22 protein-coding genes are annotated in these 20,177 nt (G+C 44.8%); 12 read left to right on the plus strand and 10 right to left on the minus strand.

What is annotated here, in order from left to right; all coding sequences use genetic code 11:
* Positions 1 to 41 precede the first annotated feature (41 nt).
* On the plus strand, positions 42 to 473 hold the full coding sequence (locus MAE_RS19950) for a CAAD domain-containing protein (protein WP_004162611.1): 432 nt from the start codon (positions 42 to 44) through the stop codon (positions 471 to 473).
* 412 nt (positions 474 to 885) lie between these two features.
* Here MAE_RS19950 and MAE_RS19955 read toward each other — a convergent pair whose 3' ends face one another.
* Together MAE_RS19955 and MAE_RS19960 are read right to left on the minus strand one after the other, a co-directional pair.
* Positions 886 to 2,058 (minus strand): CBS domain-containing protein, encoded by a 1,173-nt coding sequence (locus MAE_RS19955; RefSeq protein ID WP_041804233.1) that lies wholly within the window; start codon positions 2,056 to 2,058, stop codon positions 886 to 888.
* Between the two features lie 223 nt (positions 2,059 to 2,281).
* Positions 2,282 to 2,737 (minus strand): recombinase family protein, encoded by a 456-nt coding sequence (locus MAE_RS19960; protein WP_012267172.1) that lies wholly within the window; start codon positions 2,735 to 2,737, stop codon positions 2,282 to 2,284.
* A gap of 339 nt (positions 2,738 to 3,076) precedes the next feature.
* Between MAE_RS19960 and trxA the strand changes: the two genes are divergently transcribed.
* From trxA to MAE_RS20005, 8 genes are all read left to right on the plus strand, one after another.
* A complete protein-coding gene (trxA, locus tag MAE_RS19965) occupies positions 3,077 to 3,400 on the plus strand; it encodes a thioredoxin (protein ID WP_002763751.1) in 324 nt (107 codons plus the stop codon).
* A gap of 80 nt (positions 3,401 to 3,480) precedes the next feature.
* On the plus strand, positions 3,481 to 3,807 hold the full coding sequence (locus MAE_RS19970) for a hypothetical protein (RefSeq protein ID WP_012267173.1): 327 nt from the start codon (positions 3,481 to 3,483) through the stop codon (positions 3,805 to 3,807).
* Between the two features lie 50 nt (positions 3,808 to 3,857).
* Complete coding sequence (locus MAE_RS19975; RefSeq protein ID WP_012267174.1) at positions 3,858 to 4,475, plus strand: CP12 domain-containing protein; 618 nt, start codon at positions 3,858 to 3,860, stop codon at positions 4,473 to 4,475.
* A gap of 924 nt (positions 4,476 to 5,399) precedes the next feature.
* The gene (gene groES, locus MAE_RS19985) at positions 5,400 to 5,711 is read left to right on the plus strand and encodes a co-chaperone GroES (RefSeq protein ID WP_002737272.1); all 312 of its coding nucleotides are present in this window, start codon (positions 5,400 to 5,402) and stop codon (positions 5,709 to 5,711) included.
* A gap of 46 nt (positions 5,712 to 5,757) precedes the next feature.
* Positions 5,758 to 7,383: a chaperonin GroEL gene (gene groL / locus MAE_RS19990; protein ID WP_012267175.1), complete on the plus strand. Its 1,626-nt coding sequence runs from the start codon at positions 5,758 to 5,760 to the stop codon at positions 7,381 to 7,383.
* A 331-nt stretch (positions 7,384 to 7,714) separates the two neighbouring features.
* Positions 7,715 to 9,211 (plus strand): IS5-like element ISMae6 family transposase, encoded by a 1,497-nt coding sequence (locus tag MAE_RS19995; RefSeq protein WP_012267176.1) that lies wholly within the window; start codon positions 7,715 to 7,717, stop codon positions 9,209 to 9,211.
* A 303-nt stretch (positions 9,212 to 9,514) separates the two neighbouring features.
* A complete protein-coding gene (locus MAE_RS20000; protein WP_012267177.1) occupies positions 9,515 to 11,428 on the plus strand; it encodes a tetratricopeptide repeat protein in 1,914 nt (637 codons plus the stop codon).
* Complete coding sequence (locus MAE_RS20005) at positions 11,425 to 12,666, plus strand: hypothetical protein (RefSeq protein ID WP_012267178.1); 1,242 nt, start codon at positions 11,425 to 11,427, stop codon at positions 12,664 to 12,666. The genes MAE_RS20000 and MAE_RS20005 overlap by 4 nt, the downstream gene beginning before the upstream one ends.
* A gap of 54 nt (positions 12,667 to 12,720) precedes the next feature.
* On the opposite strand, the gene MAE_RS20010 is transcribed toward MAE_RS20005, so the two are convergent.
* The 4 genes from MAE_RS20010 to MAE_RS20025 form a co-directional block, all read right to left on the minus strand.
* The gene (locus MAE_RS20010; RefSeq protein WP_012267179.1) at positions 12,721 to 13,008 is read right to left on the minus strand and encodes a hypothetical protein; all 288 of its coding nucleotides are present in this window, start codon (positions 13,006 to 13,008) and stop codon (positions 12,721 to 12,723) included.
* 107 nt (positions 13,009 to 13,115) lie between these two features.
* Positions 13,116 to 13,322 carry a type II toxin-antitoxin system HicA family toxin gene (locus MAE_RS20015; protein ID WP_002737289.1) on the minus strand — a complete coding sequence of 69 codons (207 nt, stop codon included), beginning with the start codon at positions 13,320 to 13,322 and terminating at the stop codon, positions 13,116 to 13,118.
* On the minus strand, positions 13,319 to 13,522 hold the full coding sequence (locus MAE_RS20020; protein ID WP_002737783.1) for a type II toxin-antitoxin system HicB family antitoxin: 204 nt from the start codon (positions 13,520 to 13,522) through the stop codon (positions 13,319 to 13,321). Before MAE_RS20020 ends, MAE_RS20015 begins: the two co-directional genes overlap by 4 nt.
* Before the next feature lie 117 nt (positions 13,523 to 13,639).
* The gene (locus MAE_RS20025) at positions 13,640 to 13,873 is read right to left on the minus strand and encodes a hypothetical protein (RefSeq protein WP_004162600.1); all 234 of its coding nucleotides are present in this window, start codon (positions 13,871 to 13,873) and stop codon (positions 13,640 to 13,642) included.
* Between the two features lie 246 nt (positions 13,874 to 14,119).
* Here MAE_RS20025 and MAE_RS20030 point away from each other — a divergent pair, with 246 nt between their 5' ends.
* A complete protein-coding gene (locus tag MAE_RS20030; RefSeq protein WP_002759475.1) occupies positions 14,120 to 14,413 on the plus strand; it encodes a hypothetical protein in 294 nt (97 codons plus the stop codon).
* Between the two features lie 163 nt (positions 14,414 to 14,576).
* On the opposite strand, the gene MAE_RS34185 is transcribed toward MAE_RS20030, so the two are convergent.
* The gene (locus MAE_RS34185) at positions 14,577 to 14,714 is read right to left on the minus strand and encodes a hypothetical protein (protein ID WP_173351083.1); all 138 of its coding nucleotides are present in this window, start codon (positions 14,712 to 14,714) and stop codon (positions 14,577 to 14,579) included.
* Positions 14,715 to 14,885: 171 nt separating this feature from the next.
* Here MAE_RS34185 and MAE_RS20035 point away from each other — a divergent pair, with 171 nt between their 5' ends.
* Entirely contained in the window at positions 14,886 to 16,163 is a 1,278-nt protein-coding gene (locus tag MAE_RS20035) for a recombinase family protein (protein WP_012267182.1), read from the plus strand.
* Between the two features lie 91 nt (positions 16,164 to 16,254).
* On the plus strand, positions 16,255 to 17,415 hold the full coding sequence (gene corA, locus MAE_RS20040) for a magnesium/cobalt transporter CorA (RefSeq protein ID WP_004162598.1): 1,161 nt from the start codon (positions 16,255 to 16,257) through the stop codon (positions 17,413 to 17,415).
* A 781-nt stretch (positions 17,416 to 18,196) separates the two neighbouring features.
* Here the strand turns inward: corA and MAE_RS20045 are convergent.
* From MAE_RS20045 to MAE_RS20055, 3 genes are all read right to left on the minus strand, one after another.
* A complete protein-coding gene (locus tag MAE_RS20045; RefSeq protein ID WP_004162597.1) occupies positions 18,197 to 18,706 on the minus strand; it encodes a tetratricopeptide repeat protein in 510 nt (169 codons plus the stop codon).
* Between the two features lie 24 nt (positions 18,707 to 18,730).
* Positions 18,731 to 19,243, minus strand: coding sequence for a hypothetical protein (locus MAE_RS20050; protein ID WP_004162596.1), 513 nt, complete (start codon positions 19,241 to 19,243; stop codon positions 18,731 to 18,733).
* 229 nt (positions 19,244 to 19,472) lie between these two features.
* On the minus strand, positions 19,473 to 19,958 hold the full coding sequence (locus MAE_RS20055; protein WP_012267184.1) for an allophycocyanin subunit alpha-B: 486 nt from the start codon (positions 19,956 to 19,958) through the stop codon (positions 19,473 to 19,475).
* Positions 19,959 to 20,177: the final 219 nt, after the last annotated feature.

The raw sequence follows: 20,177 nt of genomic DNA on the forward strand, positions 1-20,177 counted from the left end.
ATTCGCGCACTGTCTAACCTTAATGATGAGGATCAGTTAATATGGAATCAATGCAACCGACCGAGACCCAAAATCCGATTAGAACGGATTTACCCGGGTCTCTGAGCAAACCCAGCAGCAGCAGCACCGAACAGATTTGGTCTGAATATGTAGAACCAGTTTGGGATTCGGTGATGTCCTATCTGGCTAACGTCCCCGATTATATCGGTAGTTTCTTCTCTGGATACAAAAAACCTTTAATCGTTCTGGGGGCAATTTTAGCCAGTTTTGTCACCGTGAAAGTTACCCTAGCGGTTTTAGATGCGATCGATGATATTCCCCTCCTTGCTCCTATCCTACAATTAGTTGGGATCGTTTACACTGGTTGGTTTGTCTGGCGCTATCTGCTCAAAGATGAAAATCGCCGCGAGTTATTAGCCGAAATTGATGCACTAAAAGCGCAAGTTTTTGGCAGTCACAATAACCCTTTATAAGTGGGTGGGTGGAATTAAATATAAGATGAACGTAGGTTGGGTTGAAGCATGAAACCCAACGCCTAACCCATCCTACAAATAATTGTGCCTCCCTACTTAGGGTTTGCTGAAAAACTTTTTCAGCAGACCCTATATATGAACGGGAAAACAGAAATGACAGGGAAAAACGGATGGCTCTCTTATTCTTTGTGTGATAAGTTTAACTTATATAGGAGCGTTCAATCTTTGTGTCCTTTGCGTCTTTGTGGTTCGTTCCACTCGCTCGCCAGCAGGACTGTATCTTAGAATATATTTTACCCACCAAACCCAAGAGAGCCAACGGATGCCAACAGAGAATTTATCAATCGATTAAGTTGAGTATGAGGGCTTTTCTCTCTATTCTAACTCTCCTCCTCTGACAGAAGAGGAATATCTAAGAGCTAATTTCACGACCGAGGTGGGCAAGCTTCTCTAGAACAGATTGAAGCAAAGATCGCCGCTGCTCGACGACAATATCTAAGTTAGCCAACATATACTTTACGTCTTTGTAGGCATTGTCCAGCAAGGTAAGTAATAATTCGCGATCGCCTGCGATGTCTTTTTCTGATGGGGTGCGGGTCCGTTGGGGTAATAAGTCCGCTGGTGGAGAAGGAAGGGAGGGCGATCGCTCGGACTCTAGCTGTTGAATGGTTTGTTGTAAATTTTCAATCACCCCATACATTTCCATCGGGTCAAAAACCCTTAACAGACTGGTTTGTGTAACAATACCCAACCCCCGACCCCAGTTCCAAGAAACCACCAAACGCCCCACCCGCCGTTTTTGCATTTCCTGATGGGCTGTCCACAGGGAATCCTCGGGGCTGAGGAGAAATAACGGCGTACTCATCACCGTCTGGGCCCTAGTTTTGTGCAGATCGATTTGAACGGCTTGAAACTGGACAAGATCTCGCTCTGTCACAATACCAACCGGGCAGTCATTGTCTTCGGAATCTCGTTGGGTGATCACCACACAACTGACACGATGTTCAGCCATTAACTGGGCCAATTGCAAGACTGTGGCGGTGAGTGGGGCCTGTACCACTTGACTGGTCATCACATCGGATACGCGACGAAACCGCAATAGATTGGCCGGACGCAATATCTGGCGAATACTTTCATGGGAGATCACCCCGATTAACTGTCCTTGGTCATCGACAATCGGCAAATGGCGAATTCGGTAGCGACGAAACAAAAACAGGGCGGCAAAAATGTCTTGAGCAGATTGCTGGGGCAACGTGATCAGGGGATGTACCATCACATCGGCAACGGTTGTCTCGGACAGGTTAATCCCTTGAGCGGTGAGTCGCACCACATCGCGTTCTGTCAAAATTCCTAATAACTCTTGCCCCTGCACCACCAGCAGACAGCTAACACGCACCTCTCCGGCCGGAGCAGCTAGAGGGGATAGGTCATCGGTGAGTAAACACAGACGGCTATGGGCCTGACCGATTAGGGCGATCGCATCCGCCAGAGAAGTGGTTGGCGGCACCGTCAAGGGTTGGCGATTGATCGCCTTTTCCAGATCGGGGGCCCAACTCAGAGGTGTATCGAGGGACATCAGCACCATCCTGCGATCGCAAAAGCCAAGATAGACAGAACAGCCACTGGGCAAAGAACCCCGGCTCTCAGAGTTGCCAAAACCCGTTCTAAAACTATCTCAAAATGTAGCGTCATTTAACTTTTTCCTAAAAGATGTAACGTTTTGTTACAATTTTTATTAAACTCGTAAAGATTTTCGACCCACTTCGGTGTATCATAGAGGGATGTAACAGGTTAAAGCCTGAAACTTTTTATTTAGGGGTTATTGAGCCTCTAATGGTTTTAGGAGCGGCATCACCAGACGCTGGGGTGAGTACTTCCGGGTTATGCTCGGTCTGAGGGGTTACTCCGGAAATTCTGGACACCTTTCCATATAGTCGATCAAGCACCCGCTTTACGGAAATACGCTGCCACGGTTGACCACGTTTGGTGGTGTAGCCCTGTTCATTAAGCCAATCGGCGATCTTCTGCAAGGATTTCCCTGATTTGTGATGACGGCGAATCAGTTCAATGACCCGGCACTCTTCCGGATCATCCACTAATTCACCATCGATCGATCGTTGTCCAAAGGCAGGGGAGCCGTAGCCCGCATAACCACCGTTGCTTGCTTTTGCTTGTCTACCTTGTTCTAGCCGCTCCCAGGCAGATAAATCGTTTGAAGGGGTCGCTGTCATAGGGGATGTCAATGCAATAACTTGCAAAACCATATTACCGTAACTTAACGTCGCAAATTTGTTTTGATTGGGAGCAGCCGATGACGACTTACAAAGTAAAACCCCCCCATGAGCAGGGACTAGATGTCACCATCGATGTCTGGGACGACCAAACTATATACGATACCCCAAGGAGGCGGACATTGACTTATGCCATTTTGCTTTACTCATAGCCCTGGACTCCCAAACCCTTTCGCTTTCTGGGAGAAAGTTAAAGGGGCTAAGGCCAAGCATTTTTAGATGAGGAGCGGGTCAAGGCTGAATTTATATTGTAAAACGCACCGAGAAGAGAATTTGTCCTAAGTTACACAGCATCAATCTGGAGATATAAACATGGGTACGGCTACATTTATTCAAGATGAAACTGAATTTGATTCCCTGTTAAAGAGTGAATCACTGTTGGTGGTAGATTGCACGGCAACCTGGTGTGGACCTTGCAAACTGGTGGCGCCGTTGATCGATCGATTGGCCGATGACTATCGCGATCGCGCCAAAGTCTTCAAACTTGACCTAGACAGTAACAAACCCGTGGCCAAACGCTTTGGGATTAGAAGTATTCCGGCGGTCATGGTATTTAAACAGGGGAAATTGATAGAAACATTAGTTGGGGTTAAACCCTATGAAGAATTTACGGCTGCGGTAGAACGACAATTATAGTCTTCCACCGTGAACGAACACTCTGGGCAAACGTCCGAAGTTGACCCTTTCCTTCTCACATCACTATTCAATTTTGAGGTATGGCGATGAACAAGCTTATAGAAATTCGGTGTCCCAACTGTGGCAGCGTAGCTCAACGGCTCTTGAGCGATCGCCTACCCGCAGGATATAAGTGTCCGGCCCGGCAGGTTGCTCAGACGGAATGCCCAGTGTGTGATTATTTCATCGCCATGTGTTGGCAAAACGGCGCTGTGCTGGAGGCCTATGCTCCCGGCACTCAGGGGAACACAGCTGCAGCTATCCCGTCCCAGCCCCAATCAGCGATCGCCCATTGGCCCTGGTCATCTCTGTTGACAGTGGCCCTCAGCCCACAAGAGTCTAGGAAATTGCTATCGGGGCAACCCTAGTCAACTTTTGCGTTTATACCAGTTCTTTCATTTTAAAAAACCATAACCCTATGCTACAAGCTCAAGAAATTATGACCCAAAACGTTGTCACCATTCGTGGTTCGGCAACGGTTGCCGATGCCGTGAAATTGATGAAAGAAAAACAACTGCGGGGATTGATTGTCGAACCGCGCCATGAACAGGACCCTTATGGAATTGTCACTGAAACCGACATCGTTTACAAAGTGGCGGCCTTTGGCCACGATCCTAAAACTATGCGGGTTTACGAAATTATGGTTAAGCCCTGTGTGGTCGTCAATCCCGAACTGGGGGTGGAATATGTGGCTCGGTTATTTGCTCAAACCCGCATTCGCCGCGCCCCCGTGATTCAGGGCAAAACTTTGCTGGGCATTATTTCTGTCAGTGATATTCTCTTCAAGAGCGATTTTGTTGAAAAGCCCAAGCGGTTGTTCATTGAAGATGAAATTGAAGCGGCCCGGGAAGACGCGCGGGCAATTTGTGCGGCCAAGGGTGAAATCTCTCCCGATTGCGCCGCAGCCTGGGATGTGGTTGAGGAACTCCAGGCGGAAGCCTCCCATCAACGGGCCAAAAAACAGGGGAATAACTCACTCCAGTCCTACTGCGAGGCTAATCCCGATGCCTTAGAGTGCCGCATTTATGAGGATTAAATCCTGGCGGGTTTTGGCAGAATCGATCGCCTTGAGGGTGACTTCTGCCCTTAATGCGCTTAGGTTAACTTCAAAGCCGCCTGTCAATTACTGAAAAATCAAGGGCAATGTTTTCTTCATTGCTGTGTATGCTGCCTAGTCATGGTTTCGATCTCCGCCGTGAATAGCTTTTGCTTGTCAAGGTAAGGATTTGCTTTGATCGCCCTGACATTTGGCAGCTTCCAAGCGTATCGGTGGGGCTGCCAATCTCCCACTATACGCTCTAATTTTAGAATCGAAAAGATTAAAAGAAAATGACTTAAATAATATTCGATTATTTATCGAGCCTTTCGGTTACTTGAATCGCTTAAAAGCTTGGCTCTGTGTTTTCTTTACTCCTCGATTAATTAACTATTTTTCTTTTCTATATAGGGTCTGCTGAAAAAGTTTTTCCTGGGGGCAGGGTGTGGGGTGTGGGGTGTGGGGTGTGGGGTTTTACCGGTTTTGAGGTGGCCAATTACCTAATTTTCAGGGAAAAAGTCCCTGAATTTTCCCCCTGATCACTCCCATGCCGGGTACTTTTTGATTGACAAAAAGTCTAAAAGTCTTACCCAACAAGGTTTTTAGATTTATTCAGCCAACCCTATATACTCAACTTAATCGATTGATAAATTCTCTGTTGGCATCCGTTTTTCCCTGTCATTTCTGTTTTCCCGTTCCCTAGAGTGACGGAAAAGGGATATTCTGACTGCTGCCTTCCCAAAACGAAAACTTTGTACCTCACCACTAAGATAACTGCTATAGCTTAACACCATAGTTCGGAAACCCGTACCGATCGAGCCGTTGTCAGGGGGCCTTCTATTTCGGTAAATTAGCACTCGGAAGGTAAGAGTGCTAATCTGGAAAAGACACTTACCCAAATACAAGAGAAACGGAGGATATTCCATGGCTGCAGTCAGCATCAACGTAACTACTGTTAAACCCCTAGGCGATCGAGTTTTCGTCAAAGTTAGTCCCAGCGAAGAAAAAACCGCCGGTGGTATTTTCCTTCCCGACGCCGCTAAAGAAAAACCCCAAATCGGGGAAGTCGTGGCCGTCGGCCCCGGCAAACGCAACGATGACGGTAGCCGTACCCCCGTAGAAGTGGGTGTGGGTGACAAAGTTCTCTACTCCAAATATGCCGGAACCGATATCAAACTTGGTGGCGAAGAATTCGTTCTCCTCTCCGAAAAAGACATTCTCGCCGCCGTTTCCTAATCATCTACCCTTGAAAACCCCTATTTTGCCCGAATAACGATACATTATGGCTAAATCTATTATCTACAACGAAGATGCCCGTCGCGCCTTAGAAAAAGGCATGGATCTGCTGGCCGAAGCGGTGGCCGTCACCCTTGGTCCCAAAGGTCGTAACGTCGTCCTCGAAAAGAAATTTGGCGCACCCCAAATCGTCAATGATGGCATCACCATCGCTAAAGAAATCGAACTGGAAGACCATATCGAGAACACCGGTGTGGCTTTAATTCGCCAAGCCGCCTCAAAAACCAACGATGTAGCGGGTGATGGTACTACTACCGCCACCGTTCTCGCTCACGCTATCGTTAAAGAAGGTTTACGCAACGTCGCCGCCGGTGCTAACCCGATTTCTCTGAAAAAAGGTATCGATAAAGCTGCCGATTTCCTCGTCAGTCAAATCGCCAAACACGCGAAACCCGTAGAAGATTCCAAAGCGATCGCACAAGTGGGTGCTATCTCTGCCGGTAACGATGATGAAGTCGGTCAAATGATCGCCTCGGCCATGGATAAAGTCGGCAAAGAAGGCGTAATTTCCCTAGAAGAAGGGAAATCGATGACCACCGAACTAGAAATCACCGAAGGGATGCGTTTTGACAAAGGTTATATCTCTCCCTACTTTGTCACCGACACCGAACGCATGGAATGCGTTTTTGAGGATCCCGCTATTCTGATTACCGACAAAAAAATCGGTTTAGTACAGGATTTGGTTCCCATTCTCGAACAAGTTGCCCGTCAAGGCAAACCCCTAGTAATTATCGCCGAAGACATCGAAAAAGAAGCTTTGGCAACCCTAGTGGTTAACCGTCTGCGCGGTGTTCTTAACGTCACTGCGGTGAAAGCTCCTGGATTTGGCGATCGCAGAAAAGCGATGTTAGAAGATATCGCCGTTTTAACCGGTGGTCAAGTAATCAGCGAAGATGCGGGTTTAAAACTGGAAACCACCAAAATTGACAGCTTAGGTACGGCCCGTCGTATCACCATGAACAAAGATACCACCACCATCGTCGCCGAAGGAAACGACGTGGCAGTGAAAACCCGTTGTGAGCAAATTCGCCGTCAAATCGAGGAAACCGATTCTTCCTACGATAAAGAAAAACTGCAAGAACGTCTGGCTAAATTAGCCGGGGGTGTGGCAGTGATTAAAGTCGGTGCCGCTACGGAAACGGAAATGAAAGACCGCAAATTGCGCCTAGAAGACGCAATTAACGCCACTAAAGCAGCCGTAGAAGAAGGTATCGTCCCCGGGGGTGGTACTACTTTAGCTCACCTCGCTCCCCAATTGGAAACTTGGGCTAAAGAAACCCTCCAGCATGAAGAATTAACCGGTGCTTTAATCGTTTCTCGTGCGATTTCTGCCCCCTTAAAACGGATCGCTGAAAATGCCGGCCAAAACGGTGCAGTTATTGCCGAACGGGTGAAAGAGAAGCCCTTTAATGTCGGTTATAATGCCGCTACCGGTGAGTTCTCCGATATGTTTGAGGCGGGTATCGTTGACCCCGCTAAAGTGACTCGTTCTGCCCTACAAAATGCCGCTTCGATCGCCGGTATGGTTTTAACTACCGAGTGTATTGTTGTGGATAAACCGGAAAAAGAAAAATCCGCTCCTCCTGCCGGCGGTGGTGACTTCGACTATTAATAATTAGTCTGTTTTTTCTTGACTCGATCGCTTAATTGCGATCGAGTTTTTTTTGATGAAAAAACATCACTTCGGGTTAAGGAAAGTACAATTTTATCCCCGACGCTTTTTCCTTGCGGTAAAATATTGATGGCTCGATCGGGTATCCCGATTTACAGCCCGCCATGCGGAACAAATCTGGATTGTTAAGTAGGTAGGGTTTGCTGAATAAATCTAAAAACCTTACAGGAAAGGGCTTTTAGCTTGATTGAGAGCTTCCCAAATGCACTTAAATCTGCTAGAATCTCTTAAAACCCTTGCATCACCCTTGCATCTTCTCTAATTAGTGCTAATGTACCGTAAAAGCGAGTTACCCTCAACCCCACCAGAAAACTTCGAGCTGCCCTTTGAGGGGAAATTATCCCAAGATAATCGTTGGGTAATTATGGCCAACCTCATTCCCTGGTCAGAATTTGAAGCGGAATACGCATCACTTTTTTCAGAAGAAATGGGCGCACCCGCCAAAACATTTAGGACAGCACTAGGAGCATTAATTATTAAAGAAAAATTAGGAACAAGCGATAGAGAAACGGTAGAACAAATCAAGGAAAATCCTTATTTACAATACTTCTTGGGGTTTTCAGCCTACAGCAATGAACCCCAGTTTGAAGCGTCAATGTTGGTTCACTTTCGAGAAAGAATCACTCGGGAACTAATTAATAAAGTGAATCGCTTTATGGTCAAAAATTCGAGAGAAATAAAAGAAGAAGAAAACACCGAAAAAAAGTTAGAGAGCGAAACCCAAAGTCAACCAGAAAATCGAGGTAAATTAATTTTAGATGCCAGTTGTGCGCCCGCAGATATTAGTTATCCTACGGATTTAAACCTGTTAAATCAAGGAAGAAAACAAACCGAAAAAATTATTGATATTCTCTATGAAACTATAAAAGGAAAACTTGTTCAAAAACCGAGAACCTATCGTCTCCTGGCCAGAAAAAGTTATTTAGAAGTAGCAAAAAAAAGAAAACCTACCGTCAAACAAAGACGAAAAGCTCTAAAAAGACAACTGCAATATCTGAAAAGAAATCTCGACCATATTGAACAACTTTTAGCAGAAGGAGCCTCTCTACAAAGCTTGAAAAAAAGAGACTATAAACTGTTATTAGTAGTCACAGAAGTTTATCGCCAACAACTCTGGATGTACCAAAATAACAAACAGAGTATTGAAGACAGAATTGTCAGCTTAACTCAACCCCACATCCGTCCGATAGTCAGAGGAAAAGCTGGAAAACCCGTAGAATTTGGGGCCAAATTCTCAGCAAGCTGTATAGATGGTTACATATTTTTAGACCGGATTAGTTGGGATAACTTTAATGAATCGGGAGATTTAAAAGCACAAATAGAAGCTTATTATGACTATACAGGATACTATCCAGAATCAGTTCATGTGGACAAAATTTATCGAACCAGAGAAAACCGAGCTTGGTGTAAAGAAAGGGGAATCAGAATCAGTGGTCCCCCATTAGGAAGACCAGCCAAAAATGTTAGTAAAGAACAAAAGAAACAAGCTACTGATGATGAGAGGATTCGGAATTGTATAGAGGGCAAATTTGGACAAGGGAAAAGAAGATTTAGCTTAGGTAAAGTGATGGCTAAACTTCCTCATACTTCCTTTTCAGCGATTGCTATTACTTTTTTAGTCATGAATCTTTCTAACCTGTTGAGGCAGGTTTTTTGGGCTTTTTTATGTCTGAAATGGAAAAACAGCACTTTTTCTCGGTCAATGATTAGGATAAGTTATAATTTAAAAATTAATCAACAACTAAAGCTTATGCTTGTAGCTAAGTGAAATCATTGATTAAGAGACCTGTACTTTTCAATGACTTTTTCAGCAAACCCTAGGTAGGCGTTAAAAGTTGTCAGACACCCCCCTTATCAAGGGGGGCAGGGGGGATCCCCCCGCCTATCGGCACCCCCCTTATTAAGGGGGGATTAAGGGGGGATCCCCCCGCCTATCGGCACCCCCCTTATCAAGGAGGGCAGGGGGGATCCCCCCGCCTATCGGCACCCCCCTTATCAAGGGGGGCAGGGGGGATCGAACCTAAAATCCATTTTTAATTTAATTATAACCAGCTACTTAACTTATACCACGATGTCGAAAAAAGCGAAAGGATTCGGTCAGTCGCCAACTCCCACGAGAAAATTTAAGGATTTTCTCCTTGCTTTTGGGGATTTTTATCGAAAAAATTCCAGAGATGAAACGAAGCTACAGCAATTTTTAAAAGCAAATATTAATAAATTAGATGATTTACTTTTAGACGCTTTACCTTTAGTCTTCACAAGCTTAATCGCCGATAAATCAATAAACGAGCGAGAAATAATAGCCAGCCTTTTCGAGAATTTTGCTGTCACCATTTACAAGTTTCCGTTAGGCGATCGAGCAACAAATTTAGAATTAAGTATTACTGCTCATAATCTCAGCCTAAAAATTTACACCCGCGAAGATTCCCCCGAAGATTGGGCGGGAACCCTGAATAACCTCGCTGTCGCTTGCAAAAACAGAATACTGGGCGACAGGGCTGAGAATCTAGAAAGGGCGATCGAACTGTACGGGCAAGCTTTAGAAGTTAGAACCCGCAAGAATTTCCCTGAAAATTGGGCAGCAACCCTCAATAACCTCGCTATCGCTTACAGTAATCGAATTCGGGGCGATCGGGCTGATAATCTGGAGAAAGCGATCGAACTGTACGAGCAAGCTTTAGAAGTTAGAACCCGCAAAAATTTCCCCGTAGATTGGGCGGGAACCCTCAATAACCTCGCTCTCGCTTACAGCGATCGAATTCGGGGTGATCGGGCTGATAATCTGGAGAAAGCGATCGAACTGTACGGGCAAGCTTTAGAAATCTATACCCGCAAGAATTTCCCCGTCGATTTGGCAAGAATCCTCAATAACCTTGCCCTCGCTTACAGTAATCGAATACTGGGCGATCGAGCGGAAAATCTGGAGAAAGCGATCGAACTGTACGGGCAAGCTTTAGAAATCTATACCCGCAAGAATTTCCCCGTCGATTTGGCAAGAATCCTCAATAACCTTGCCCTCGCTTACAGTAATCGAATACTGGGCGATCGGGCGGAAAATCTAGAGAAAGCGATCGAACTGTACGGGCAAGCGTTAGAAGTCTATACCCGCGAGAATTTCCCCGAAAATTGGGCGATAAGTCAGCATAATTTGGCCAATGCCTATCGCGAGCGAGTTTTAGGAGAGCGGAAGGACAATTTAGAACGGGCGATCGATCTCTACAATCAAGCCGCTCAAATCTTTACTCGCGCCGCGTTTCCCGTGCAATGGGCGGGGAATCAAGGGGATTTGGCAGAAGCTTTGATGCAACGGGATAACCCCGGCGATCTCGATACTGCGATCGCTCTACTTCAAGAAGCTCTAGAAGTCTCCCCCGCAGGTTGTCAAGATTTTATTGACTCTCAATACCGATTAGGAATAGCTCTTTCTCAAAGGTACGATCGCGACAAAAATTTCGACGATCTCCGACAGGCTTTAGAAGCTTATAAAACCGCCCTAGATCTGATTAGTCCCGAACATTACGATCGAAAAGATATCTGGAAGGCGCTGCCCACTACCCAAACCATTCTCGGTAGTCGTCTGGTGCGGGATGGCGAATGGCAGCAAGGGTTACAACTGTTGTTAAATAGCGTCAATCAACTTAGCACCAGTGACGATCGCCTAGCCCATGCGAACGCGCTCTACCACACCGGCCGCGCCTACGAAGTTCTGTCCGATCGAGAGAAAGCCCGTCTCTACTATCGCGATGCCCTGCGTTGGTACGAATATTTACAGGATTTACCCGGAATCGCTAAAAGTCGCACCGGATTGGGGAATGTTTTCGTATCCCAAGGACATCTAGAGAAAGGAATGAAGGAACTCGATCGAGCGAAGGCAATCTACCGACAACTACCACAGACCGATCCCGATAAAGTGGAGGAGATAGACATTATTTATCAAGCTTCTCGACGGGCGATCGAACGACAAACCAGCGAGGTATATATATGACAAGTGCCGATGATCTTTTTAAGCAATCCTCTGACAATATCCAACGGTTAGGACTGAAGGAAATCCCCTTTACCGAAAGCCCGATCGATTTAAACAGCGATACCCTCGATCGTGTTTTTACCGGGCGACAAAATGAATTGCGACGGGTGTTTAATCTGTTCCAAAGTCGCGAGCGTCGTCGGATTCTGGTTTCCGGTCGTTTAGGAATCGGCAAAAGTGCTTTTTTACTGGAAGTATTGTCGGTTATGCGCCGCAATCGTCCGCAAATGTTGACTACCTATATATCTCTACCCGCAGGTTTAGATATCGCCACTACAGCACTGATCGCCCTCGCTAGAGCGATGCCAAATGACGATTGGGCGCAGCGTCAGCTTTATCAGATGGGAATTCCCACCGCCAAAGTGTTAAAAGAACGCGGGGCGGAAGTGGGGGCTAATGCAATCCTTACGGGTAAACTTACCGAGAAAGATTTACCGCCCACGAAATTTCAATATCCGACTGTGAGCTTCGATACATTGTTAGAGCGGGCGCAAAAAATATATCCGCAGGGGATTCTGATCGCGATCGATGATCTAGATAAACAAAATCCTAGTGTGGTACGGCAAATGATGCACGACGCGCAGGGAATGTTAAAAGGTCGGGCTTGGTTTATGCTGACGGCCCACCCCATCGGGATGACGGGAGATTTATTAACCAGTGAACGCGGTTTATTTGACTTGCATTTGCCACTAGAAGAACTAGATGCCGATACCACATACCAGATGTTAATTAACTATCTCAAAAGTGCCAGAATTAACAACGATTGTACCGATCCGAAAGATGACAGGTGTGTACTTCCCTTTTTACCAGATGCGGCAAGACGTTTTTGCAAGGTTTCTCTCGGCAGACCCCGTTTGTTCAACCGCTTGGGAAATATTGTACTCTCCACCGCGGCCGATCTTCAGGTTAAAACGATCACGATGGAAGTTCTCGAAAAAGGATTAAAAGCAGCCGAACAGGATTTCCGACAACAAGCGGCCTTAAACGCCAAAGAGGAAAGAATTCGTCTGCTTTTGCAACGCAAAGGTAATATCTCCGACGATTCGATCACCATCGATGAGCTTGAAAGTTTAGGTTTTCGGGCATTTAGTGATATTTTGCCCTTTCTAGAAAGATTGGAAGAAGCTGATCTAGCTCAAAGGTTAAATCAAGAGGATGTGACGGTTTTCGAGCCGATCCTTCTCCCTCCGGCGGATTGAAGGGAAAACGAAAATACACCGGCAAAAATCGATCGCCGTTCCCAGAAAAATCCTTTAAGGATTTGGGATCGATCGCACCAGCAGAGTCAGAATACTGGTTAATACTGCCACTACCACGGGAATAATCAACGATTTTGCTCCCTTAAGGTCCGATACATCCTGAATTAAAGCGTCCTGTGTTCCCTCTACTTTTTCCAATCGCCTATCAATACTTTTGAGTTCGGTTTTCACCTCGGCCATATCTACTTTTAGATCGGTGACATCTTTCTGTAAAGAGTCTAATTTTTCCGTGATATTTGTCAGGATAATTTCTAGGGAATTGGTGACGGGGGATTGACTCATCTGAATTTCGGGGAATATTCGATCGCCTAGTAATATTGTAGGCTGATAATCGTTATTGGTAATTCTGTGATCTTTCGGGAGTGACGGAATTACAGCGATCGCATTGATCAAATATCTTCTTCAGAAAGTCCCGCTTGTTTCAAAAAATGCTTGAGTAATCCGATTTTTAAATCCTGATTTCCGTGAATCGGCACAGAGATACGGGTGGGATTATCCGGCTGACAGTAAATGTGATGGCTACCTTGAATTCTCAATAATTCCCATCCGTGACGCTCTAAAATTTTGGCGAACTTTTTCCCAGAAATCGATTTCATATCGCTATCTCTAGAATCCGAGTTTTCGGATCGGTCGGCAAGGATTCCACATCTATGGATAGACAACCTTCGATCGCCTCGTGTAAATTCTCTAGTAGTTCCTCGAAAGTTTCTGCTTGGGTGGCACAGCCGGGGAGCGCCGGGACTTCCCCCCAGAAGCCACCTTCCTCCGCCTCGTGAACGATAACTTTCATTTTCATTGCTTATCTCCTAGATCGATCAATGGGAGGGATAGATAGATAAATTATCACCACCCCTAAAATCTAACATTTCTACGGGGTTGTGTAAATAATCAGTCTTCAATAACTGGATTTAGTCTAAATATTGTAGGCTGTTTTTGTAGGTGATGCAATCCTTACCAACTGACGACATTCTGTTTTAATGGCTTGTTGTAGTTCTTGTGCCTCTGAATCGCTTAAAATGCCTGAAAAATTGGCCAGAGGATGACTGTTGCCTGTTGCCTGAACTCGATGTAAAAAATCTAATACGGTTTCTATTAGATCATCAGGTGCTTGTTCGAGTTCTTGAATTAATTGTTGACGATGGTTCATAGACAGTCTTAACGAGTAATACAGTAAATGTGATGGCTACCTTGAATTCTCAATGACGCTCTCAAATTTTGGCGAACTTTTTCCCAGAAATAGATCTTAATTGACTCATCTGAATTTCGGAGATTATTCGATCGCCTAGTAATATTGTAGGCTGATAATCGTTGCCGTTGCCTCTGGATTGGTAATTCTGCCATCTTTCGGGAGTGATAGAATGCGAAGTATCCCCCGCAACAAGGAATTTAGTTTATGAGTCAATCGGGAGAAACCGTCACCTATTCCCTAGAAGCCATCCTGACGCGGATCGAGGGAAAGATCGATCGAATCGATGATCGCCTGACAAAACTAGAGGTAGGACAGGCAAAATTAATCGAGAAAGTCGAGGGAATGGATAAGCGGTTAGAAAGGCTAGAAAACGAACAATCGGGGCTAGTTAAGGATATATCCGATTTAAAAGGGGCGAAATCGCTGATTATCCCCGTAACCGTCGCGATTATTACCGCCATACTCACGGTTTTCCTTCGCTCTTTACCCTCTCCCTAGACGAATCGCGCCCGGCCTAGAAATTGCCAAGTGTAGCGGAACGAGCGCCAGCTGGCGGGGGTTAGGGAGATGGGCAGAAATTCCTTTTCCATTCGCCCGCAGGTAAGCTGTTGACTATCTAGGGTCTGCTGAATAAATCTAAAAACCTTGTTGGATAAAACTTTTAGACTTTTTTTTCCTCAAAAAGTGCCAGCCGTTGCGGGGATCGGGGGGAAAATTCAGGTACTTTTTCCCTGAAAATTAGGTAATTGACTACCTCAAAATCGGTAAAACCCCACACCCCACACCCCACACCCCACACCCTGCCCCCAGGAAAAGCTTTTTCAGCAAACCCTATCTAAATTACTGGTTAAGACTGTCTATGAGTGCCGGAGTTGGGAGCGGGGAGAGGTAGTTCGAGCATTTGTACTAAACTTTTCAAGACGCGGTTTCAAGGCAGTACAGCTTATCTATACCAGGATTTCGGCAAAACATGAAAATTATCGCCTACACCTATACCAATCCCCTGCTTGATAGTCCCCCCGATGCCTCGATTTCGACCTATTCTCCCGAACAAGTGTATCAGGATTTTGGCGATCGCTCACAACGGCAGCAACTGCTCCGCGATTGTCAAGGAACTCCCCCCCGACTGCTGATCCTGCGTCGTCTAGCAGAATTGGGAGACAATGGCACAGAAGTTAGCAAAATTTTACAATCCTTAGAAGCCCTCGACATAGATATAATTGCCCTAGAAGACCCAGATTATAAGCTGAATTTTGCCAAGATTCTGCAAGAAATATCAAAAAACGAACTAAGTAACCGTTTAAAAGCAGGTCACGCTCACAATCGTCTGCAAGCTTTGCCTCCCCCCGGAAAAGCACCCTACGGTTATCGTCGTGGCAAGGAGCGTTATATACTCGATCGCAGTACCGCGCCGGTAGTCAAAGACTTTTTTGATCGCTTTTTGATTTCTGCTTCCCTGCGTTCCACGGTGCGCTATATAGAAAAACGCTATGGTAAGAAGATATCGGTAGCTACTGCCCATAAATGGCTGACTAATCCCGTTTATCGCGGCGATTTGTGCTATCTCGGTCAATATATTATCCCCGATACCCACACCCCGATTATCTCCCGGGAAGAAGCGGCCCAGATCGATCGCATCCTGAGAAATAATCGCAAATTACCCCCCCGCAGTGCCAGCGCCCCGCGTTCCTTAGCGGGTTTAGTCGTCTGTAGTCAATGTCAATCGGGGATGACGATTACCAAAGTGACGGCGCGAGGAAAGGGCCTAGAATACCTCTATTTGCGACCTTTGCAATGTCCCCGGACAAAAAAATGTTCGGCGATCGCTTATGAGAAAATTCTCGATAGCACAATCGAGCGCATTTGTCAAGACCTACCACCGACGATCGCTCAGATATCTTTACCGGATTTAGAGGGGATCAAACGGGGAATGAGCGAGGAAATAGGGCAAAAAAACGATATTTTGTCCCAATTGCCCTCCCTAGAAGCGGCGGGAATTTTAGATCAAGAAACGGCTAATCTACGGGCCTATAAACTGAAAAACGAGATCGCGCAGATTCAAGGACGTTTAGACCAATTACCCCCGGATAACCTGACTATTATCGCTCGTGCCGTTGCTTTTCCGCAATTTTGGCGAGATTTATCGGAAATCGAGCGCCGTTTTTATTTTCGCGAGTTTATCCGTCGCATCGAAATCGAGAGAGAAACGGCTAACAATTGGCATTTACGTTTAATCTTCGTTTTTTAAGAGTCTCGGACAATCTTAAAGTTAGCTAAAAATTGAGGAATTTTTGAGTGATCAATGCTAAGAAAAAGGCCAACAGCGATCGATCTCAACTATGAGCAATAACAAAAGATTAACTAGGTATAAAAAAGGGCGAAAATCCTCCCGGACAAAACCCCACCTTTACGATTATCACTATAATCAACCCGGGACGATGCCGGGGTTAATCACCATCGATGAAAATGCCGTTGCTACCGAGATATTTTTAATTAATTATAATTCTCAACAAGCCACTATAGTTAATAATCTCTTACCTCAAGACTGTCTTAAATATTTATCCGATGATTCCATCTCTTGGGTTGATATCGTCGGTTTGGGTAATGAAGATAAACTGCAAGAGTTGGGGGAAATTTTTCATTTACATCCCTTAACCCTTGAGGATATAGTCAGTATTCCCCAAAGACCAAAAGTGGAAGAATGCGAGAATTATATTTTAATAATAGTGCCAATGGCTATCCTGATCGATCATCAGGGTTTTTTGCTAGAACAAATCAGTTTAATCGTTGGGAAGAATTATGTTTTAACCGTGCAGGAAGAAGGACAATACGATTCTTTAGAGGGAGTTAGGGAAAGAATCCGTTTAAATAAAGGTTCCATCCGGCAGCAAAAATCGGGTTATTTAGCCTACTCAATTTGGGATGCCATTATTGACGGTTATTTTCCTGTTTTAGAGTCCTACGGAGAAAGAATCGAGGAGTTAGAAAACGAAATTTTAGCTAGTCCCACGGAACAGACTTTATCAAAAATTTACCAAATACGTCAGGAATTACTCTCCCTGCGACGAGCAATTTGGCCGCAGAGGGACATCCTCAATGCGCTTTTACGCGATGAGTACATTGTCATCGATACAACGATTAAACCCTATCTACGGGACTGTTATGACCATGTGGTACAAATTCTCGATGTTATCGAAAATTACCGGGAATTTGCCAATGGTTTAATGGATTTTTACCTGTCTTCCGTGAGTAATAAAATGAACGAGATTATGAAAACTTTAACGGTAATCTCGACGATTTTTATCCCGCTCACCTTCATTGTCGGTATTTATGGCATGAACTTTGATACTGATAAATCCCCCTATAATATGCCCGAATTAGAATGGTATTGGGGCTATGTATTCGTCTGGGTGTTGATGCTAACCGTTGCTTTCAGTTTAATCATTTTCTTTTGGCGACGCGGCTGGTTTAAGAACCTATCGACAGTGAAGAAAAGATAAACTGTTAAGCAGATTAGACAGACCGGATGACATGGCCGGCATCTAGCAAGAGAAAATGGCTATTGCAGAGAAATTAATAGTTTAGTGTCTACGGTATTTTTTAACACTTTCAGTTGATGGCTTCTCATTTTGTCCAACCAACTATAGTGCTGGCTGTGACATTGATAGACGATATCGATGTCACCAATCTCTGACTTAACCTGAGCCAAGTAGTTTTCTAGTTCGCTAATTTTCATAACCAATCTCGCTTGCGCTGAAGGACATCAACCCCAAACCAAGAATTATCGCTAAAGGATAGGGGTGACTACAGTTACTATTATAGGCCGATCATAATTCTTAAAAAAGTTCTTATCTAACAAAGTTAGCTAATGTCAGGGTTAGATGATATTAGCAAAGTTTCTTTCTAGTCGTCTAGGGGGCAGGGCCATTCCTAGGTAGGGTCTGCTGAAAAAGTTTTTCGTGGGGGTAGGGTGTAGGGTGTGGGGTGTTGGGTTTTACCCATTTTCAGGGGGTCAATTACCTAATTTTCAGGGAAAAAGTGCCTAAATTTCCCCCCCGATTACTCCAATGGCTGGCACTTTTTGATTTCAAAAAAGCCTAAAAATATTATCCAACAAGATTTTTAGATTTATTCAGCAAACCCTAGCTAAAGGGGCTAATTTACCGAAGAAGGGCTGCAGTAATGCCCAAGCAATGTCGATAATCGCAACAAGTCAAGAAATAAAAAATTCTCGATATTGTCTTTCACTTCCCCCAGCTTCAATAATTAATTCTTTTTTCATTACTTTTTAGTCTCTGGAGGTCGCTGTTTAGAAGCTGCCGCAATCGCTTGATTTAAGCGAGTTAATTCTTCTTTAAACTTCGGTTCTTGGGGATAGTTTTTGACTAATTTTTCTAGGATACTTTTAGCTCCAGAAACGTCTTGAGTTTGTAATCTTGTTCCATAAAGAACTAGCATAACTTCCAGATTGTCGGGATATTTTTGATATAACTTTTCTAAAGGTTCTCTGGCTCCGATAAAATCTTTTAACTGTAAGCGAGCTTGGGCCAGTCCTTGCAAAGCAGTGGGGTTATCTGGTTCACGTTCGAGAATTTTCTCGTAACCTTTGACCATTTCTTCTAATTTTTCGGGAGGAATAGTTGCCTCTTGCCCGGGTTGATTGCCTTGGGGGAAATTAGAATTATTATTTTTCAATAAACCTAAAGTTGGCACCACCATTAAAGCCAGAAATACTAAACCAGAGGAAACAATTAAGACTCGTTTGAGCGTATCGTTATTTTTTTTGGGCATACTTTTTAAAGATTAGAGATAAGATTAATCCGTAGTAACTCGATGAAATTCGTGACCCCAAAGATTATAAGCCCAAATTCCCAAGCCAAAACTACCTAAGCAGAGGATGGTGAGCATCAGGAAAACTTGCCACCTATTGTAACCTGCTTCCTGAAGTTCTAGACGACCAAGGATAGTGGCGGCTAAGAGGATTAAAACTCGACTAAATACCGCCCACTTGTGGAAGATAAAGACTACCGCCAAAGACCAGCCGAGAATTGATAATACAGCACTAATATCGTTTTTAAACCAACTGCGGAAAAATACCGGCATTAAGTGACTAAACAGAGTTAATCCTAGGGCAATTGAGAGGATAACCCCTACCGCTAGGATATAGATGATGATTTCTAGCCATTCGCTAGTGAGAGTCCAATTCATCTCATCACCGCGGGCAAGTAACCAATCACTCCATGATAAACGCTCATGGGCGATCGACCAGCCAAACACCCCATAGACCGATGGAATCAGAAAAGTAAGTAGTATAATGCGCCAAAACATAATCAGTTATCAGTTATCAGTTATCAGTTATCAGTTTTGAGTATTAAGTGAGCAGTATGTATTAAGTGAGCCTGATCAAATGCCAGTTTACTACTGTCTTTTCACTGATTACTGTTTACTGCTTACTGATCACTGTTTACTGATCACTGAAAAAAGTCAAGCCTGAACCCTGAAAGAGACGAAAACTGCCCCTTTTCAGACTTCAGGCCTTTGGGATTGTCCCGATCGCTTAGGACATATACTGGATGATAAAGTCGAAGTAGGGGGCTGCTGCCACGGCATCTTCTTGAGTCAAAAGACCTAAAGCGGCCTCTTTGAGACAACGAATCGCCTCCACCATGCCGGGGACGGGAACATTAAGAGAGTTATACATCTCTTTGACCCCGATCAGGCCGGTTTGTTCGATCGGTCCCTTATCTCCGGCTAATACCCCATAGGTAACTAGACGCAGATACCAACCATAATCGCGCAAGCATTGATTATATTGACGCTGACCGTAGGCATTACCCCCCGGCGCTCTATAATCGGGACGTTTCTTGAACAGTTGTTTTTGAGCCTGATCGACGATTTTTTTCTCATTGTCAGCGAGAGTCTCGGCAATGCGAATTCTCTGCTCACCGGTTTTTAAAAATTGCCCGATACCCTGTAGTTCACCACTACTAGGATAACGAAGTTCGTCGTCGGCTTTGAGGATGACTTGGCTAACTACGCTCATAATATCAAGGTAAATTCTGATAACATTCTGTAGTTTATCTCAGGTCGGGGTCTGGAAGTCGAGTCATCCCTGCTGGTTGGGCAATTCCTAAAAATTGTAATATTTCGTTATGAGTTTCCCCGACAGCCCGGTTACTCTCTAGAATGAATGTATTAGTGGTCAGGAGCGAGGAGATGGCAATTGAGATGTCACCGCACACTGATTAACTTGAACCCGATA

The sequence above is a fragment of the Microcystis aeruginosa NIES-843 genome, from assembly GCF_000010625.1.
Taxonomy (GTDB): Bacteria; Cyanobacteriota; Cyanobacteriia; order Cyanobacteriales; family Microcystaceae; genus Microcystis; species Microcystis aeruginosa.